The following is a 19,585-nucleotide window of genomic DNA, read 5'->3' as shown; positions in this document are numbered from 1 at the left end:
ACATTTATGGAATATAAGACTGCATTCAAGCTATATTGGATCTAGCGATTCAGACGCTACTTACGAGCCGTCAACGAGGTCCATCCCCTCCGAAAGAGGTGAGGATTCCACCGAGAGCCAGTCGTTTTGTAGGGGTAAAAACGTTATAAAATAAAAAGGGGTCGCGAGATAAAATCTCGCGACCCCTTTGAATAATATGGTCGGGACAGAGTGATTCGAACATTCGCCCCCTAGCACCCCATCTTCTTTTTCATACTTCTTGAAAGCTTCGAAAGTTTTACTCTGGATTTTTCCAAGCGTGTATTTACTTGAGCTCCAGCGGTGTTCGGTTCTACGAGAGTCCAGGAACGTCCATCAAGAGCCGCCGTTTTTGTGGGGGGAAAAGTAGGGGAAACCTATTTTATGGCTAAAATCACCATCAAAGAACTCCAGTCGCTGACCGCCAACGATGCCGGCCAGATCCTCAGGGAGGATGGCAATCTGGCCGGTCAAATTTCAGTCTGCAAGGGCGGTGTGTCGGTCAGCTTTTTCTACCGTTATCGGTGGGGCGACCAGAAAAAAGAGTACTCCTGTTACCCCTACTTACCGTTCGGTTATACGGTTACGGCGAAGCGCTGAGCATCAAGGGCAGCAACGGCCGAGAATCCGGTGCCCTTCTTGAAACTCATGTTGTGGACGAAATTCTTCATCGCATCAGACGGGTCTATGGTTTCGAGGTTAAGTCCGTCAACAGTTGGCCTAGAGAACGCAACACTCAGAATTGGCTGCTCCTCCATATGACCTGTCGAGCTATTGAGCACATTGTCCAGAGCGGTGACGATGACCAAGTCATCCAGCAGGATTGCCAACAACTCTCGACCTACTCGCAGAGCGCAGCTGCATACGTAGTCCTGGTGAAGCTCGTTGAACCGCCCAGCAGGCATAGCTTTGGTCGACAGCTTGCCGCTTTTGAGTAGAGATTTGATTTCGGTCGGAATCACTTCGGAGCCATGGATAGCGACCTTGGCTTCTAGGACACCACCTTCATGAACAATCATCTGAATCGCTGAGCCGAGGTGTGAGATTTCTGCAAACGACTCGAAAGCTTCGATGGCATCTAGCTTGGCCTGACGGTCACCATCAAGGATACGGATCGCAATGTCCCTCTCCTCTGCCCACTCGGTATGGGCAGTTTTCCATTCATCAAACTGAGCCTGATATTGCCTTTCGTCTTCCGCCTGTGCAGCGCCAATCTTGCCTATCAGGGCTAGGCGTTGACGAGCCCCTAGCTTGAAGAGCCGAGCCCAGAAATTGGGGTGATATGTAGCGGCCACATGCGTAGCTTCTTGCTCAAGAGTACCGCTCTTGAGTGGCTGTCTCGGTTCTGGATTGGAGAGAAGCCGCTTCCATTTCACAGGCTCGGCACATTCCTTGTGCATCGAAAGGAGGATATCGATGTGATTTTCGTACACCTCGACTTCATGCGCTGCCTGCTCCAGCGCTTCCATTTTCGCGAACTCTTTCTGTCGCTTTTCAAGCTCACGCTGCCGGCGATGAGCGTTGCGCTCTGATCGCCGCGCAGACGCTTGCAGCGAACGTACAGTCCCTTTCCAACCCATCACGACTCTCCATACCGTTCATGTGATGGCACATTAGCATAGCTCGTAGCTTTGCCTGAATCACCTGAGAACCTGGAAATACCAGGTAACCCAGAAGGAGCGCATTTGTACTCCACGCATCACAAAGCGAGGGCAAGGCTAATTATCAACAAATAAGGGGTACCTTCACGGCACCCCTTGCTTCTTGCTACTCCCCCGTTTGACGTATGGCCTTCTCAATTCGCTGACGTCCCGCATGAGCAAGCTTACTTACACCAGCTTCCTTCGCAACCGCGTATATCAAGGACTCACCTTCGTGGCCCTGCTGCACCATCTCATCAACCAAAGCACGCAGTTCTGGCAGGCAGATTTCAGAAAGCCCCCTCGTGGAATCTTCGTCGCCGGGCTTACGGAAGACGACACTGGTGTCCGACTCGATATGAGCAGGCCAGAAGAAGACTCCTGTCTGCTCCTCTTCATGTGAACGGAATCGTGCCCGGGCAATTTGGTCAACGCGATCACGTATCCGTGAGCCTGTTCGCACCCAGCCATGAGCCCGGGCAATGCGCCTTGCGAGCGCTGTGTCCAGAACAGGCCCCTCTTCCGCTACCACATGAGCAATCATCTGCTCCAATGTTTCTGTGTAACTCGGCTCAAAGAACTGATCTGGGTCGACCAACCCTACCGCTTGACGAGGATCGGCTTCCTTATAAACCAAATGTTCAAGGGGACGAACAAAAGCTGGAACATCCTCAACTGGAGTGATAGATACCGCCTTGGCGTACTTCAACTCAGGCAAAGCGCCTGAGGGATCATTGGCTTCGGCGGCACCATCCACAGCGGCGACCACAGCCACCTGATCCAATACTTCAATGACCTCAGCCATAGCCGAATCGATTTTCAGTCGATCTGCCTCTTGAGCTGCATCGATGACAGCCTGCTTGGCTCGGGACTCAGCAAGGATCTCGCTCAGACGTAGATGTACCTTCTCGGCAGTTCCAACTGCATCAACCCACCAGTCCGTCGACCATATCCTAACAATCTCCCAGCCAAGTCCCCGCAGTACAAATTCACGGAGCTTGTCACGATCGCGAGCGGTCGCACTGCGGTGATAGGTAGCACCGTCGCATTCAATCCCGGCAAGGTACCGCCCAGGAGCATCAGGGTGAACAACCCCAAGGTCTATTCGAAAGGAGGAAACGCCAATCTGGGTAAATATCTGCCATCCCTTTTTAGCCAAGGCCGCTGCAACCGCTTCTTCGAATGGGCTGTCGAAACCACCCACGCTACCAAAGTCAGCCTCTGCGAGAGCCCGTGGGCCACGCTCTGCAAACTCCAAGAAGTGTTTGAGATCTCGCACCCCAATCGATTGCGTACGAGCCAAATCAATGTGCTCCGGTCGCAAGGTCGAGAACACCACAAGCTCCTGGCGAGCACGGGTTATTGCCACGTTCAGTCGACGTTCACCACCAGGGCGGTTCATCGGACCGAAGTTCATGGACAGTACACCAGCGGCGTCTTTCCCGTAGGTCGTCGAGAAATAGATGATGTCTCGCTCATCGCCTTGAACACTCTCAAGGTTCTTGACGAACACAGGCTCCAGTTCGGACTCAGCGAAATACGAGTCGAGTGCTGGGTCTTTACGGCAAGCCTCATCCAACATGTCCATGATGAGCTTCTGCTGCTCACCGTTAAACGTTACGACCCCCACGGTTCGCCTGCTTTCGCGGAAGGCTGGAGACTGTAGGCGAGCAACCAAATCAGCAACTAAACATCTTGCTTCAATTAAGTTGGTTCGCGCCCCACCCTTGTCATATACACCTGGGACAGGGCACAGCCGTACTGCTTTGTCGGATGTAAACGGTGATGGGAAGGTCACCAGCTTCGACTGGTAGTAACGCTGGTTAGAAAAAGCAATCAAACTCTCATGACGGCTACGGTAGTGCCAGTTCAGGTTACGCATCGGCAGGTTGGCACTGATGCACTCGTCCAGAATACTCTCGAGATCAGCCTCTATATCCTCATCTTCAGCGGTCGACTCAGCTCGGTTAAAGAACGACGTTGGAGGAAGCTGTTTAGGGTCGCCAACCATCACCACCCGCTTCCCTCGAGCCATGGCGCCGATGGCATCCCAGACAGGTATTTGAGATGCCTCATCGAAGATAACGAGATCGAACGGTGTTGAGGCCGGCGGCAGATACTGAGCAATGGAGAGAGGGCTCATGAGCAAGCATGGAGTCAGCTTGGTTAGCGCTTCTGACGCACGACTCATCAGCTCCCGCAATGGAATGTGCTTCGTCTTCTTGCCCATCTCATGGCGCAGGACTCCCCATTCTGAAGAGCGACTTACGCTGTCTTGGCTTGGTAGGTCGGAACACAGCCGAGCTCGGAGCCAGTCCTTGGTCAACTCGGTGAACTTGTCATCCAAAGCCCGGAAATCACGAATGCGTTGTTCATGCTCCACGCTGACGAACGTCCGGATCACCTCCTCGTTGTCCACCGTCGTGTTCAGCCACCAGCGGGCATAATTTACTTCCAATACACGACGGACTTTTCCAGAGGTGATGGCCCCTGTTTCCATCGCTTGAACAATCGGAGCCAGGCCGACAGCGTAGGCCTCATCGCGAACCTTCCGCCAAGCGCACCATGCCTTGAGGCGCGATTCAGACGAGACGACCGTTTCGCAGTTTTTCTTGATATCACTTAGTGCCAAGTGGGCAATTTCGATGACACCCATCTCGGTGAAATGACCGACGGCAGTCAGGTGCGCTGCTCGCTCCTGGAGCAGCTCAAGCTTTTCGCGAAGGGTAACGCCGGCAATGGCTATAGCAGCCTCCGGCTCAAGCAGTGCGTTACCATCACCCAGCAAAGTTTGAAGCGGTGCTTTGTAGGCCGCGACCTGCTCAGGATTGAGTGCTAGCTTCGCCACCGCGGTAGCCATCTCCCCCTGGAACGCTACCGCCCTACGTGCGACGTCAACTTTCGTTTTCAAGTCATTCCAGACAGGAACGATTTCTCGCAGATCAGCCAGATCCACCAACTCTCGTTCAACTGCTGCTCTTTTCTTGAGCAGATCAAAATCAGCTTTGAACGACGAGCCACAACGCCCTTCCTCTACATGAGGATGGTCGTCAACAAGCCGACCACGTTCTTCGATGTCACGTCGTTCAGCCTGGAAGCGCAGTGCTGCGGTCAGCACGTCAATATCAGTGATCAAACCGCTCCAGAGAGAGCTAGTTGCTGAGCTGAGATCAACCAGCTCATCTAACCCAGCATCGAGACGAGTCAGCGCACGCAGCCGGCAGAGTTCCTCCTTCAACTCATCACCAAGCTGGCCCTGCTCAACCAACTGCAAGCCGTCATCGATCCAGGCAGAATTATTTTTCTGAAGCCTAATGGCCTCTTGCAGCTTGATCGCTGTCGCAAGATGCGTTGCTTCGGATTTGGCACCTTGCCAAACAGCAACACACTCGTGACCTGGCTCCAGCTCATCGATTGCTCGACACACCGATCGAATCTCTACCCAAGTAGCGAGATCCTTGCCATTGTCGACTTCACCTGTTGACGTCTGTGTCGGAGCCAATAGCCCAGCGATTCGGCGTTTTCCGAACCAAGACTTAGGCCAGAAAGACTCCTCCGCGTCTTTCCACTCGCGCAGCAGGAGCTCGGTATCAAGTACTTCAATGGCATCACCGTAGGACGCCGTTAGCTGGTGCTTGAGGTCGTCTATCTGACCCAGCAATGTGACAGCTTGCCCAATAACGTCAGTGACACTTTGTGGCCAGGCCGGGCCTAGATCAACGAAAATAGCGCGACGTTGCTGCAGCAGATCAATGCCTTGTTTAGCTTCAGCAATAATACGAGAGGACCAGAGAGCTGAGAGCCTGGAGTTAGTATCCCGGTGCTCATCGACCCAAGTACAACCGTCACTCAGACGCTGAGAAATCGAGCGAGCATCGGGTCGCAGTGCGAAACGCCAATCCTGCCCAGCGGCAGAAGGAAGTGCTCGAGAAAGGATCGATAGACCCTCAAGCGCTGTTGGGGTGTACTCCGTAACAGGAAGCCCAGACAGCTCAACAAAGCGATCAGCAGCTCGCTGGACCTCAATCACAGAGGGAAGCACGTCACGAGCAGCCTGCACGAATTGCTGCTGCCAATGAGGCGACCACTCTGCTTGGCCTACCGCGGACAAAGGGTTGCCTGCCAACTGACTGTAACCCACAGCCTGGGCGTTCACTTCAAGGCGGTCGCCCAGCTCTCGAAGCTCAAGCACGGCCTTCTGATCATGCGTGTCCGGAGATGGCCAACCAAGTGGAGCCACTGCCTCATCAACACCTGATGTCACCGTCCCGATGGCATCGTAGATGGTGTAGCCGTTGCGGTGCCGGCGATGCAGACGCTCGACATAAATATTGAGGCTGTCACGCAGGGAAGCGAGCCGCTGCGCTTCCACCTCCCATGCGGCAGCGTCTACCTGCCCTTTCGCTTCCCAAGCCGATTGCAACTGAGCAAGGACATCCGTTTTTCGAGCTTTGCTGGAGTGAAGTTCAAGGCAGAACTCACCCAGACCGATTTCACGCAAGCGCCGGTATACGACATCCAGGGCAGCAATTTTCTCGGACACGAACAGCACCCGGCGCCCTTGAGCGATCGACTGGGCGATCATGTTGGAAATCGTTTGGCTTTTACCCGTACCAGGTGGGCCGATGAGAACGAAGTCTTTGCCCTTGGCTGCGGCCATCACAGCCGCAAGCTGAGACGAATCAGCTGGCAGTGGGCAGAACACATCAGTTGGGCCGTAATCACGATCCAGCGACTCGGCCTCCGGAAACGGGATATCTGAGATGAAAGAATCGCGTGGTGTGTCCAGAAGGTGCTGGACTACAGGACTCTGGCGAAGGTGCTCTGCATTCTCGGCAAGATCCTTCCACATGAGATACTTAGCAAACGAGAACATCGAAAGCACTACATCCTCGCTCAGCTCCCAACCAGCGATATCCTTGATCGCATGACCAACTTTGTTCCAAATGCCCGCGATATCCAGACCAGAGTCGTCCCGTGGCAGCTCCTGCTCCAGTGAGCCCAGGCTTAGCTCAAAATCTTGACGCAGCATCTCGATCAACGTCGGGTTAAAACGAGGCTCATCGTCGTGCAGCACTATGGTAAATCCGGAGCGAGCGCTCTTACGCTCCAAAGTGACCGGAACAAGTACCAGCGGCGCTTTATACTTCTGCCCGGCCCTATCCTCACGGGTCCAGCTAAGGAAACCGATGGCCAGGAATAGAGTGTTAGAGCCACCCTCTTGCAAGGCAGTACGCGCGCTTCGATACAACTCGGTAAGCCGGCCGTCCATTTCGGTGGATGTCAGCGCAACGAATACTTCCCTACGCTTGAGAGCATCTTCAGCATGACGACGACGAACATCTTCTCGCTCGCGCTGCTCAAAGAGTGCTCGCTCCCGCGGATCTGCACCATCCATCAGGTCAGGCCTGGTCAGCAGCTTCAGCGCCTGTCCACCTGCAAGAATGTCCTCGAGCGCACCTGGATCAGGAGACTCAAGCTTCAGCGCTCGCTTACCCATTTTGAAATTGAGCAAGTTATTTCGAAGCGACAGATCCAGAAGCTTACGCTGCCAACGGCCGAGGCGATCTGCTGGGTCTAGCTTCGACAGATCCTCAACCTGCACCTCAATGTTGTCATCGGCAATGCCGATCGCCTCCTCAACCAGAAGCGATGGGCTCTCATCAGATTCAGCAACGGCAACACGTGCGATCTGAGCCTCCGAGCTGGCTAGTGGCTTGATACGTTGCAGACGGGCACGACGGATATCCAGCAGCATCTCGAAAACACTTTCAGCGTCTTCGGCTACCTGTTTCGTGCCCATCTCTACCGCATAAGAGAATGGCGGTATTGAGTTGTGGGTAATGAGGGTGGTCTCGAACAGCACGAGTTCCTGAAGCTTCACCCGCTTACGTACTGCAGTGACATCATCCACCAGGGCAGTCGTAAACTCTTCGGGCTTAAGCCACAAACCAGCAAAAGCATGGCCATGGGTGAATACGATCACCGGGTTAAGACCGATCTGCTCCAATGCCGCGCAGAAAAGCAGAGTCAGGTCGAGACAGGTAGCCAACCCGGAGTCTGCAATCTGACTGGGGCTACGAATCTTCTGTCCGGATTGTTCGAAGCTTGCCGGCGGCAACGCGTAGTCGAGCTTCATGCGCGCCACTGCACCCCACACTGCCGACGCCAACTGCCAAGCTCTTTTGGGGCCACCCTCATATCCATCTAGTGCGGATGGCTTATCGCTAAGACGAAGCAACTCAGCCGCCTGTTTCAACAACCGCTCAACCGCCGCATCATTCGGCTGAACAAATGCTGCAGTCATATCTGGTATGTGTCGCAGCCCCCCCCACTGATTTCTGGGCAAAAGGTCTACGACCTGCTCGAACCGAGCAACGTCCTTGCGACCGCTATCCGCTTCCTTGTCATCGACTTCAAGGGCGAAGGTGAAAGTCGACATCTCAGCTTCTGTCAGGCGACTCAGCAACGGACCGTCCAAGACAAGATCAAGCCCGGGTATGACCCGGAAGCTGTCCGCAGCGATCTCGTCGATCCGCCATATTTTGGACTTAAATACCTCGGGAGCCGAGGTAAGGGTAAGAGTGGCATTGACGAAGCGATCATTCGTCTCGTTCGAGATACGAAGCTCGCGAATAACCGGGATTGCGTTCTGGAAATCCGCAAGGTTCAGCTTCGCCACCAAAGTGGCAAGGATTTTTAATTCTTTAGGCTGAACTTCTTCTTGGGGCGTGAGGGGCTGAACGATGTCGTCCATGCGCAACGATCCTTGTCGTTATGCCCAAGGGAGTGCCGGAATTGGCCGGCCAGGGGGACCCTCTTGAGCTGATGGCGGGATGATATCTCTTATAGTGAGAGCCGTAATGTGCCTTTGGTCGTCGCTGATTTCTCATCCCTCATCGAATGTCAGCCTACTGAGACCAGAGCAACTCGGTTATCAAGCCAATTTGTAGGGGTAAAAACGACCAAAAATAAAAAGGGGTCGCGAGATAAAATCTCGCAACCCCTTGAATTATATGGTCGGGACGGAGTGATTCGAACACTCGACCCCTAGCACCCCATGCTAGTGCGCTACCGGACTGCGCTACGCCCCGACTAGGCGTGAAACCTGTTCCTCATCTCGAGGAACGCTCAAGAATATATCGCAAGCTTTTGAAAACTGGAAGTATTTAAAAGCAGGAATTTATTTCTTGAGTACCACCAGAACATCTTCGAGTTCGGCGATCATCTGGCGGATCATTTGCTTGTATTGGGTGGTGTCGTCTTTGGCTTCATCGCCGGAAAGGCGCAGGCGCGCTCCGCCGATGGTGAACCCCTGGTCGTACAGCAACGCGCGGATCTGCCGGATCATCAGCACATCCTGGCGCTGATAGTACCGGCGGTTTCCGCGGCGCTTGACGGGGTTGAGTTGAGGAAACTCCTGCTCCCAGTAGCGCAGCACGTGCGGTTTTACCGCACAAAGCTCGCTGACTTCACCGATGGTGAAGTAGCGTTTGCCTGGGATGACGGGGAGCTCGTCGTTATGACTTGGTTCCAGCATAAGCCTCAACTCGGGCCTTCAACTTCTGCCCTGGACGAAAGGTGACCACACGGCGAGCCGTGATCGGGATTTCTTCTCCCGTTTTCGGATTGCGGCCAGGCCGCTGGCGTTTGTCCCGAAGGTCGAAGTTGCCGAAACCGGACAACTTCACCTGTTCGTTGTCTTCAAGAGCGTGCCTGATTTCTTCGAAAAACAGTTCGACCAATTCCTTGGCCTCCCGCTTATTCAGGCCCAGCTCTTCATACAGACGTTCCGCCATCTCAGCTTTCGTCAAAGCCCCCATACGTCACTTCCTTAACGTGGCGTTCAACCTTTGTTCGAGCGAGGTGAGGATGTTTTGCGTCGTGGTATTCACCTCATCGTCATTAAGAGTGCGCGATGGATGCTGCCAGGTCAAGCCAACTGCAAGGCTTTTTCTATGCGGATCAATACCTTTACCCTGATACACGTCAAATAGCCTGAGGTCCGTCAGCCATTCGCCTGCATTTTCACGGATTACGTCCAGTACGGCACTGGCTGCAACGTCTTTGTCTGCCAGCAGCGCAAGGTCACGACGCACTTCAGGAAAGCGCGACAACTCGCTGAATTTTGGCATTTTGCCCAATGCCACTTCGGCCAGAACCAGCTCGAAAACGAAGACCGGACGGTCGAGACCGAGGGTTTTCGACAATTCAGGGTGGATAGCACCAATGTAACCGACTACACGCCCCTCACGCTCGATGCGCGCGGTTTGACCCGGGTGCAACGCAGGGTGGCTGCCTGGTACAAATGTGAACGAATCCAGTGCACCAGCAAAGCCCAGTACTGCTTCCACGTCGGCTTTGACGTCGAAGAAGTCCACGGTATCGCGACCTTGGGCCCAGCCTTCCGGCAGACGGCCGCCGCAGACCACACCGGCCAGCATCGGCTCTTGCTTCAGGCCTTCCAGCTGACCGACAAAGCGCAGGCCGCTTTCGAACAGGCGGACGCGATCCTGTTGACGGTTCAGGTTGTGCTGAAGCGCCTTGACCAGACCCGGCCACAGGGACGAGCGCATGGCGGCCATGTCGTTCGAAATCGGGTTGGCCAGCAACAAAGGCTCGACGCCTGGGCTGAACAACTCGAACTGCTTCGGATCGATGAAGCTGTAAGTGATCGCTTCCTGATAACCACGAGCCACCAGCAGGCGGCGCAGCTCAGGCAGATCGCTACGCGCTTCAGCCTTGGCTTGCGGCGCCAGACGGGCTTGCGGGTAGCGAACCGGCAGACGGTTGTAACCGTACAGACGAGCCAGCTCTTCAATCAGGTCGACTTCCAGGCTGATATCGAAGCGATGGCTTGGCACTTCTACGCGCCACTGCCCTGCCCCGTCCGCGGAAATCTTCAGACCCAAAGCACTGAGCAGTCGCTCGACTTCGACCGAATCCATTTCCATGCCCAACATCTGGGTGATGCGCTGAGCACGCAGAGTGACCGGAGCAATCGACGGCAGGTGCTGCTCGCTGACGGTTTCGATGATCGGGCCCGCTTCGCCGCCGGTGATTTCCAGCAACAGGCCAGTGGCGCGTTCCATGGCTTCACGGGCCAGTTGCCAGTCCACTCCACGCTCGTAGCGGTGCGAGGCGTCGGTGTGCAGACCGTAAGAACGCGCCTTGCCAGCAACGGCGATCTGGTCAAAGAACGCGCTTTCCAGGAATACATCACGAGTGGTTGCGGATACACCGCTGTGCTCGCCCCCCATCACGCCGGCAATCGCCAAGGCACGGGAGTGGTCGGCAATCACCAGCGTATCGCTACGCAGGCTGACTTCCTGACCATCGAGCAGAACCAGCTTCTCGCCTTCTTCGGCCATACGCACGCGGATGCCGCCATTGATTTCGGCGAGATCGAAAGCGTGCAGCGGTTGACCCAGTTCCAGCATCACGTAGTTGGTGATGTCGACAGCAGCGTCGATGCTGCGCACGTCAGCGCGACGCAGACGCTCGACCATCCACAGCGGCGTAGGCTTGGACAGATCGACGTTACGGATCACGCGACCCAGGTAACGCGGGCAAGCGGCGGGTGCCAGAACCTCAACCGAACGCACTTCATCGTGTGCGGCTGGCACGATCGCAACGACCGGGCGGGTGACTTCGGCAGCGTAGAGCGCACCGACTTCACGGGCCAGACCGGCCAGGGACAGGCAGTCGCCACGGTTCGGGGTCAGGTCGACCTCGATGCTGGCGTCGTCCAGGCTCAGGTATTCACGAATGTCCTGACCGACCGGCGCATCAGCCGACAATTCCATCAAGCCGTCGTTGCCTTCACCGATTTGCAGTTCGGCTTGCGAGCACAGCATGCCGTTGGATTCAACGCCGCGCAGCTTGGCCTTCTTGATCTTGAAGTCGCCTGGCAGCTCGGCACCGATCATGGCAAACGGAATCTTCAGACCCGGGCGCACGTTTGGCGCACCGCAAACTACCTGGAAGGTCTCCGAGCCGTTGCTGACCTGGCAAACGCGCAGCTTGTCGGCGTCCGGGTGCTGCTCGGTGCTCAGCACCTCGCCCACGACCACGCCACTGAATTCACCGGCGGCCGGCGTAACGCTATCGACCTCAAGACCGGCCATCGACAGACGAGCAACCAGCTCGTCGCGACTTACCTGCGGGCTTACCCAGCCGCGCAGCCATTGTTCACTGAATTTCATCCTGCTCTCCTAAGAATTCGTTACGACTAGCGAAATTGCGCGAGGAACCGCAAGTCGTTGTCGAAGAACAGACGCAAGTCGTTCACGCCGTAACGCAGCATGGCCAGACGCTCAACGCCCATGCCGAAGGCAAAGCCCGAGAACTCTTCCGGATCGATCCCGGACATACGCAGCACGTTCGGGTGAACCATGCCGCAGCCCATGACTTCCAGCCAGCCAGTCTGCTTACAGACACGGCAGCCTTTACCGCTGCACATCACGCATTCCATGTCGACTTCGGCGGATGGTTCGGTGAACGGGAAGTACGAAGGGCGGAAACGCACGGCCAGTTCTTTTTCGAAAAACACGCGCAGGAATTCTTCGATGGTGCCTTTCAGGTCGGCGAAATTGATGTCGCGATCAACCAGCAGGCCTTCGACCTGGTGGAACATCGGCGAGTGGGTGATATCGGAGTCGCTACGGTACACACGGCCTGGGCAGACGATGCGGATCGGCGGTTGTTTCGATTCCATGGTGCGGACCTGTACCGGCGAGGTATGGGTGCGCAACAACATGTTGGCATTGAAATAGAAGGTGTCATGCATCGACCGGGCCGGGTGATGGCCTGGGATGTTGAGCGCTTCAAAGTTGTGGTAGTCGTCTTCGACCTCAGGGCCTTCGGCGATGCCGTAGCCGATGTGGGTGAAGAACTGTTCGATACGTTCCAGAGTGCGGGTAACCGGATGCAGACCACCGGAGGTCTGACCGCGGCCAGGCAGGGTCACGTCAATGGACTCGGCGGACAGTTTGGCGGCTAGATCAGCCTCTTCAAACAACGCCCTGCGCGCATTGAGAACCTCTGTGACACGCTCCTTGGCAACGTTGATCAGAGCACCGACCTGCGGGCGCTCCTCTGCCGGCAAATTCCCCAGGGTCTTCATCACCTGAGTCAATTCACCCTTTTTGCCAAGGTAGTGAACCCGGATTTGCTCCAGGGCATTGATATCTTCAGCGCTTTGCACAGCCTCTAGTGCTTGAGAGACCAGCGCATCCAGGTTTTCCATGTACAGACTCCAGATACAAAATAGGGGAAGAGCTTGAAGGCTCTTCCCCTATTTATGACGTTTAACACCTGGGCCCACAGAGGTGAACCCGGGTGACTGTCGGGGGTACTTAAGCCAAGGTGGCTTTAGCTTTCTCGACAATCGCAGCAAACGCCGCTTTTTCGTTCACTGCCAGATCAGCCAGAACCTTACGGTCGATCTCGATGGACGCTTTTTTCAGGCCGGCGATGAAACGGCTGTAGGACAGACCGTTGATACGAGCACCAGCGTTGATACGAGCGATCCACAGAGCGCGGAACTGACGTTTTTTCTGACGACGGTCACGGTAGGCGTATTGGCCTGCCTTGATTACCGCTTGCTTGGCAACACGGAATACGCGCGAGCGAGCGCCGTAGTAGCCTTTAGCAAGTTTCAGAATTTTTTTGTGACGTTTACGGGCAATGACGCCACGCTTTACACGAGCCATGAGTTACTTCCTCTATTCTTGACTAAATTAACGAAGGCGCAGCATGCGCTCGACTTTTGCCACGTCACACGGTGCCAGCAAGCTGCTACCGCGCAGTTGACGCTTACGCTTGGTCGACATTTTAGTCAGGATGTGGCTCTTGAAAGCGTGCTTGTGCTTGATACCGTTAGCAGTTTTCAGAAACCGCTTAGCAGCACCACTTTTAGTTTTCATTTTTGGCATGTTCGGATACTCCGCATTCAGTTGATAAACATAATCAGAAGGCCTGCCGTGCCCTGTTGATTACTTCTTCTTTTTCGGGGCGATGACCATGATCAGCTGGCGTCCTTCCATCTTAGGATGCTGTTCGACCGAACCGTACTCGAGCAAGTCACCTTCAACTCGCTTGAGGAGTTCCATCCCCAGCTCCTGGTGGGCCATCTCACGGCCGCGGAATCGCAAGGATACCTTGGCCCTGTCCCCATCACTCAGGAAACGTACCAGGTTGCGCAGTTTTACCTGGTAATCCCCTTCCTCCGTCCCTGGACGAAACTTGATTTCTTTAACCTGAATCTGCTTCTGGTTCTTTTTCGCTGCAGCAATCTGCTTCTTCTTTTCGAAGATCGATTTGCCGTAATCCATCACACGGCAAACCGGTGGGATTGCGTCGGCGGAAATTTCCACCAGATCCAGTTTGGCTTCTTCAGCAATACGAAGCGCTTCATCAATCGAGACGATGCCAATCTGCTCGCCGTCAGCGCCAATTAACCGAACCTCGCGTGCCGAGATATTCTCGTTGATCGGGGCTTTCGGTGCAGCTCGTTTATCTTGTCTCATTTCACGCTTAATAATAATTACTCCGAATCTGGGCGACCACGCCGGGAAACCGCTTGCGCGAGGAACTCAGCGAACTGGGCGACGGGCATCGAGCCCAGGTCAGCACCTTCACGAGTACGCACAGCGACAGTCTGCATCTCGACTTCCCGATCTCCAATAACCAAGAGATAGGGAACCTTGAGCAAAGTATGCTCGCGGATTTTAAAGCCGATCTTTTCATTTCTCAAGTCAGACTTGGCACGAAAACCGCTTTGATTGAGAGTTTTTTCAACTTCAGCGGCAAAATCTGCCTGTTTATCAGTGATATTCATGATCACTGCCTGAGTCGGAGCCAGCCACGCAGGGAACGCGCCCTCGTAATGCTCGATCAGAATCCCGACGAAACGCTCGAAGGATCCAAGGATCGCCCGGTGCAACATTACCGGGTGCTTGCGACTGTTGTCTTCGGAGACGTATTCGGCTCCCAGACGGATCGGCAGGTTAAAATCGAGCTGCAAGGTACCACATTGCCAGACACGACCGAGGCAATCTTTTAGCGAGAACTCGATTTTCGGACCGTAGAAAGCACCCTCGCCCGGCTGCAAATCGTACGGCAGGCCCGCACTATCAAGGGCTGCGGCCAGCGCGGATTCTGCGCGATCCCACAACTCATCGGAGCCGACACGTTTTTCCGGACGAGTGGACAGCTTCATTTCGACGTCGGTAAAGCCGAAATCGGCGTAGACATCCATGGTCAGCTTGATGAACGCGGCGGATTCGGCCTGCATCTGCTCTTCAGTACAGAAGATGTGAGCATCGTCCTGGGTGAACGCACGCACGCGCATGATGCCGTGCAACGCACCGGACGGCTCGTTACGGTGGCAGGCACCGAACTCGGCCAGACGCATCGGCAGTTCACGGTAGCTTTTCAAGCCTTGATTGAACACTTGCACGTGGCAAGGGCAGTTCATTGGCTTGATGGCGTAGTCGCGGCTTTCCGACTGCGTGGTGAACATGTTCTCGGCGTAGTTGGCCCAGTGCCCGGATTTCTCCCACAGGCTACGGTCGACGACTTGCGGAGTCTTGATCTCCAGATAGCCGTTTTCACGCTGAACCTGGCGCATGTACTGCTCGAGCACCTGGTACAGGGTCCAGCCGTTCGGATGCCAGAACACCATGCCCGGCGCTTCTTCCTGGGTATGGAACAGGCCGAGACGCTTGCCGATCTTGCGATGGTCGCGCTTTTCAGCTTCTTCGATACGCTGGATGTAAGCGGCCAGTTGCTTCTTGTCAGCCCAGGCTGTGCCGTAAACACGCTGCAATTGCTCGTTTTTGGCATCGCCACGCCAGTAGGCGCCCGACAGCTTGGTCAGTTTGAAAGACTTCAGGAAGCGGGTGTTCGGCACGTGCGGACCGCGGCACATGTCGACGTATTCTTCGTGATAGTACAGGCCCATGGCCTGCTCGTTCGGCATGTCTTCGACCAGGCGCAGCTTGTAGTCTTCGCCACGGCTGGTGAATACGTCGATCACTTCGGCGCGCGGAGTGACTTTTTTGATGACGTCGTAATCTTTTTCGATCAGCAGGTGCATACGCTGTTCGATAGCCGCCAGGTCGTCCGGAGTGAAAGGACGCTCGTAGGCGATGTCGTAATAGAAGCCTTCATCGATGACCGGACCGATCACCATTTTCGCCGTCGGGTACAGCTGCTTGACCGCGTGGCCAATCAGGTGGGCGCAAGAGTGGCGAATGATCTCCAGCCCCTCTTCATCCTTTGGCGTGATGATTTGCAGGGTTGCATCGCTGCCGATGACATCGCTGGCGTCAACCAGTTTGCCGTTGACCTTGCCGGCCACGGTGGCCTTGGCCAGACCGGCACCAATGGATGCAGCGACCTCGGCTACGGAAACCGGATGATCGAAAGAACGTTGACTGCCGTCGGGAAGAGTAATAGTGGGCATGGCGCCTCCTCTCCTAGTGGTGACCCCTACCAAAGGTCACGTGGGTTGGGATGAGCAGCCAGTACGCGATTCAGTCCAGGCCATTCAATAATGAACGCCTGCCTTACAGCGGCAGGAGCCTTGCGGCCAACCGGAAACCGAACCAGAGTGACTGGAGATCAAATCAGGGTTATTCGGGTACTTGCCGCCACTGGAGAACAGATCGTCCAGAGCCTGAAAATACCCAAGCGCTGGATCCTAGCACAGATGAACGGTCATCGCCGCGACCTTGTTTGCGCACCGCCGAATTCAGGGCTTTTGCATCAAAAAGTGAACTTGAGATGTACGACCCACCTCAAATAGGCTGAGAATCGCCACACATTATTGACCCCAAGGAGTTCCAGTCATGCGTCTTATCCGCCTTATCGCCCTCGCCTCCCCACTGGTAATGCTGCTCCCGCTGAGCGCGCAAGCTGCCTGGCCTGCCGGGGTTCGCGAAAGCTATATGAAGGATTGCGTTTCCGCCGCCAGTCAGAGCGTCGACCAGAAAACCGCCGAAATGCATTGCGCCTGTGGCGCAGACAAGCTGAACGAGAAGTTCACGACCGCAGAGATCACCGAGCTGATGAGCAAGACGAAACAGCCGAGTGCCGAGCTGCGAACCAAGGCGCTGGACGCCATTCAGGAATGCAGAGTCAAGAAATAAGCCGCTGCGGGGCTAAAAACACCGGTCCTGGCGAGCAGAGAACAGCTGAAAAACCATTATTTCAGACAAAATACACAGCTTTTACAGCTTTTTTTACAGGATGCTTATTTGGCTACACCCCCCTGAAACCGGGGCTTCCAGCCATAATCCGCGACAAAGAACGCACGATATGAAGGCAAACAACACGTCCGGGGGGCTCCCAAATCGAACATTTCGACTATGATACCCCGGTGTGCCCAGTTGGCCTGAGCAGCACAGTACTACTGAAAATATATGTTTCTTGGAGATACACCATGTCTAATCGCCAAACCGGCACCGTTAAATGGTTCAACGATGAAAAAGGCTTCGGCTTCATCACTCCTCAAGGTGGCGGTGACGACCTGTTCGTACACTTCAAAGCTATCGAAAGCGACGGTTTCAAAAGCCTGAAAGAAGGCCAAACCGTTTCCTTCGTGGCTGAGAAAGGCCAAAAGGGTATGCAAGCTGCTCAAGTTCGCCCAGAGTAATTTCCAGGCGCACTAAAAAACCCCGTCCATGTGACGGGGTTTTTTATGGCCGCAACAAAAGCCCGATGCAATCAGCCGCAGTTAACGCGGGTAATTACCAGGTTGGCGTCGGTATTGAGGTTCAAGCGATCTGAACGGTATTCCAGAGTGATCATGTCGTTTGGCCTGAGGACTCGTGCAGTCTGCGATCCGGAGCGCGTGCGGGCCTGTTCCAACAGCTCTGGCGAAGCCTTCTTGCCAATGGCGAATTCGGCAGCCTTTGCCTCACAGCGGCCGTGGCCAGCCTCGGCTACCACAGGGTCTTTTGCCGACTCGGAGGTACTGCTGCAACCCGTCAACATGACAGCGGCCAGCAAAGTACCCAATGACGCGAGCTTCCAAGGCATGACGCCTCCTTTTCTATAGTTGAGCTGAATGTGTGCGACAGCCATTTTGGCGTTTGGTTTCAAGGTCGCTGCCATCACCCTGCCTTCAAAACCGTCAAGCGCGCAAGTCTGCCTGAGCTATCACGCGCTGTTCAGCGCGCAATCGTGACTGAATATGAACAAGCTCAGTAGATGTCGATGTAATCGAAGGGTGGTTTCGGCCAGTTCTGCTTCAACGCGTTGAATATCTGCATGACCCAGACCTCATCGCTGGCGGCAACCAGGCCTACATACCCGGAGCCCTTGGCCCACGTCTCAAGGCGAAACAGCAGCCCGTCGATATCCGTTCCGCCGACGACACCCGACGAAATATAGGCAATACCTGACTTGGTAACCCGCAACTGGGTGTGCGTATCGTCGCTGGCAGACGCCAGCAACTGGCGCACAGCCTCAAGCGTCAAGCCGTCCGGGGTATTCAAATCGATCTGCACAGCACTTTCCTTGAAATCTACGAAGCCCAAGTGTCGCATAGCGCTCCGTTCATGCCTAAGTCAGAGTGCCAAAAGCTGCGCAAGGTGGTTAACTCAACACACAGACTTCCCGACCTCGCGAGACCATCATGACCACCGTGACCATCGACGCCGATATCAAAGTCAGCTGGCCCCAGGGCCACAGTTCTTACAGCCCCAGCAGCCCGGAAGAGTTGGCGATTATTGGCATAGACCTGCTGGTCAAGGACCTGGGCACGAAAGCTGCTCAACAGTTCATCGAGCAGGTATTCGAGAAGTACCCCATCGACGACATGGGCGCACCCCACACGGAAAGGGAGTAAAACCCCCGCAGACTGGCACCTGCGGGGGTATGGCTTACTTGAGACGAGCGAGACGCGTCGTCAGCAAATCGAAGAAGCCCTGAGCATCGCCGTTCGCGACCCAGAATGCATTTTTCGGGGCTTTCAGACCGTCGTACCAGTCAACGATGGTCTGGCCAAAGGTCGGCCCTTCGCGACTGTCGACGACCACATTCACCGCACGACCGGTAAACAGTTCAGGCTTGAGCAGGTAAGCGATCACCGTGGCGTCATGCACCGGCCCACCAGGAATACCGTAGTGTTCCATGTCGCCTTTGACGTATTCGTTGAGAATATCGCCCACCAGTTTGCTGGCGTTGTTGTTCAGCGCGGCAATCTGCTTCAGGCGGGCGTCACTGGTCAGAATCTTGTGGGTGACGTCCAGCGGCAGATAGGTCAGCTTGACGCCGCTCTTGAGGACAACTTCAGCTGCCTGCGGATCGGCGAACAGGTTGAATTCAGCGACCGGGGTGATGTTGCCGCCGTTGAAGTGCGCGCCCCCCATGATCACCACTTCCTTGATGCCCTGGGTGATTTCCGGATCCTGAATCAGCGCCAACGCCAGGTTGGTCTGCGGCCCGAGCATCGCAATGGTGATGCTGTGAGGTTTAGCCGCGCGCAAGGTCTCGACCAGGTAACTGACCGCATCACCTTTGGCCAACCCTTTCTTCGGCTCATGCACAGTGACACCCGACAGGCCTTCCTTGCCGTGAATATTCTCGGCATAGATCGGCGTGCGCATCAGCGGTTTCGGTGCCCCCGCATAGACCGGCACCTCTTCACGCCCTGCCCACTCGCGGGCCAAGCGCGCGTTACGCGAGGTTTTGTCCAGCCGCACGTTACCGGCAACGGTGGTGAGTGCGCGGATGTTCAGTTCTTCGGGCGACGCCAGGGCAAACAACAGCGCCACCACGTCGTCGGCACCCGGATCGGTGTCGATGATCAGCTCAATCTTTTCCGCCGCGTGGGCGCCTGTAGCGGTGAGCAAGGACAAAAGCAGCAGACTCCGGATCAGGTGATGCAGTCTTTGAGCATAGCGGTGCATGGCGCA

General features: G+C 55.4%; 16 protein-coding genes, 1 tRNA gene and 1 pseudogene. 4 read left to right on the top strand and 14 right to left on the bottom strand.

Annotated elements, in window-relative coordinates; genetic code table 11:
* Positions 1 to 402 precede the first annotated feature (402 nt).
* Positions 403 to 573 (top strand): annotated as a pseudogene (locus tag BK659_RS14795) (site-specific integrase); the annotation flags it as partial.
* 20 nt (positions 574 to 593) lie between these two features.
* Here BK659_RS14795 and BK659_RS14790 read toward each other — a convergent pair.
* From BK659_RS14790 to thrS, 11 genes are all read right to left on the bottom strand, one after another.
* Positions 594 to 1,598: a hypothetical protein gene (locus BK659_RS14790; RefSeq protein ID WP_123425779.1), complete on the bottom strand. Its 1,005-nt coding sequence runs from the start codon at positions 1,596 to 1,598 to the stop codon at positions 594 to 596.
* A gap of 187 nt (positions 1,599 to 1,785) precedes the next feature.
* Positions 1,786 to 8,415 carry a DUF3320 domain-containing protein gene (locus tag BK659_RS14785; RefSeq protein WP_123425778.1) on the bottom strand — a complete coding sequence of 2,210 codons (6,630 nt, stop codon included), beginning with the start codon at positions 8,413 to 8,415 and terminating at the stop codon, positions 1,786 to 1,788.
* Positions 8,416 to 8,675: 260 nt separating this feature from the next.
* A tRNA-Pro gene (locus tag BK659_RS14780) sits at positions 8,676 to 8,752 on the bottom strand.
* A gap of 89 nt (positions 8,753 to 8,841) precedes the next feature.
* Entirely contained in the window at positions 8,842 to 9,198 is a 357-nt protein-coding gene (locus tag BK659_RS14775; protein ID WP_003179985.1) for a MerR family transcriptional regulator, read from the bottom strand.
* Complete coding sequence (gene ihfA / locus BK659_RS14770) at positions 9,179 to 9,481, bottom strand: integration host factor subunit alpha (protein ID WP_002553164.1); 303 nt, start codon at positions 9,479 to 9,481, stop codon at positions 9,179 to 9,181. The genes BK659_RS14775 and ihfA overlap by 20 nt, the downstream gene beginning before the upstream one ends.
* Positions 9,482 to 9,484: 3 nt before the next feature.
* Positions 9,485 to 11,863 (bottom strand): phenylalanine--tRNA ligase subunit beta, encoded by a 2,379-nt coding sequence (pheT, locus tag BK659_RS14765; RefSeq protein ID WP_123425777.1) that lies wholly within the window; start codon positions 11,861 to 11,863, stop codon positions 9,485 to 9,487.
* 26 nt (positions 11,864 to 11,889) lie between these two features.
* Positions 11,890 to 12,906 (bottom strand): phenylalanine--tRNA ligase subunit alpha, encoded by a 1,017-nt coding sequence (gene pheS / locus BK659_RS14760; RefSeq protein ID WP_123425776.1) that lies wholly within the window; start codon positions 12,904 to 12,906, stop codon positions 11,890 to 11,892.
* A gap of 109 nt (positions 12,907 to 13,015) precedes the next feature.
* Positions 13,016 to 13,372 (bottom strand): 50S ribosomal protein L20, encoded by a 357-nt coding sequence (gene rplT, locus BK659_RS14755; protein WP_007905879.1) that lies wholly within the window; start codon positions 13,370 to 13,372, stop codon positions 13,016 to 13,018.
* A gap of 27 nt (positions 13,373 to 13,399) precedes the next feature.
* Entirely contained in the window at positions 13,400 to 13,594 is a 195-nt protein-coding gene (gene rpmI, locus BK659_RS14750; protein WP_008145659.1) for a 50S ribosomal protein L35, read from the bottom strand.
* Positions 13,595 to 13,654: 60 nt separating this feature from the next.
* Complete coding sequence (infC, locus tag BK659_RS14745; protein ID WP_173860028.1) at positions 13,655 to 14,206, bottom strand: translation initiation factor IF-3; 552 nt, start codon at positions 14,204 to 14,206, stop codon at positions 13,655 to 13,657.
* A complete protein-coding gene (gene thrS, locus BK659_RS14740) occupies positions 14,206 to 16,128 on the bottom strand; it encodes a threonine--tRNA ligase (protein ID WP_123425775.1) in 1,923 nt (640 codons plus the stop codon). Before thrS ends, infC begins: the two co-directional genes overlap by 1 nt.
* Before the next feature lie 385 nt (positions 16,129 to 16,513).
* Between thrS and BK659_RS14735 the strand changes: the two genes are divergently transcribed.
* Entirely contained in the window at positions 16,514 to 16,813 is a 300-nt protein-coding gene (locus BK659_RS14735) for a hypothetical protein (RefSeq protein ID WP_123425774.1), read from the top strand.
* Positions 16,814 to 17,106: 293 nt separating this feature from the next.
* Positions 17,107 to 17,319, top strand: a complete 213-nt coding sequence (locus tag BK659_RS14730) for a cold-shock protein (RefSeq protein ID WP_003179963.1) — start codon at positions 17,107 to 17,109, stop codon at positions 17,317 to 17,319.
* A gap of 71 nt (positions 17,320 to 17,390) precedes the next feature.
* On the opposite strand, the gene BK659_RS14725 is transcribed toward BK659_RS14730, so the two are convergent.
* Positions 17,391 to 17,705 carry an I78 family peptidase inhibitor gene (locus BK659_RS14725; protein WP_123425773.1) on the bottom strand — a complete coding sequence of 105 codons (315 nt, stop codon included), beginning with the start codon at positions 17,703 to 17,705 and terminating at the stop codon, positions 17,391 to 17,393.
* 164 nt (positions 17,706 to 17,869) lie between these two features.
* Positions 17,870 to 18,175 (bottom strand): hypothetical protein, encoded by a 306-nt coding sequence (locus BK659_RS14720; RefSeq protein ID WP_123426084.1) that lies wholly within the window; start codon positions 18,173 to 18,175, stop codon positions 17,870 to 17,872.
* Positions 18,176 to 18,303: 128 nt separating this feature from the next.
* Here BK659_RS14720 and BK659_RS14715 point away from each other — a divergent pair, with 128 nt between their 5' ends.
* Complete coding sequence (locus tag BK659_RS14715; protein WP_123425772.1) at positions 18,304 to 18,516, top strand: hypothetical protein; 213 nt, start codon at positions 18,304 to 18,306, stop codon at positions 18,514 to 18,516.
* A 34-nt stretch (positions 18,517 to 18,550) separates the two neighbouring features.
* On the opposite strand, the gene BK659_RS14710 is transcribed toward BK659_RS14715, so the two are convergent.
* Positions 18,551 to 19,579, bottom strand: a complete 1,029-nt coding sequence (locus BK659_RS14710) for a nucleoside hydrolase (protein ID WP_123425771.1) — start codon at positions 19,577 to 19,579, stop codon at positions 18,551 to 18,553.
* Positions 19,580 to 19,585: the final 6 nt, after the last annotated feature.

The sequence above is a fragment of the Pseudomonas brassicacearum genome, assembly GCF_003732225.1.
Taxonomy (GTDB): Bacteria; Pseudomonadota; Gammaproteobacteria; order Pseudomonadales; family Pseudomonadaceae; genus Aquipseudomonas; species Aquipseudomonas brassicacearum_E.
Note: the sequence above shows the minus strand (reverse complement) of the source record. Positions and strands in the feature narration are given on the sequence as shown.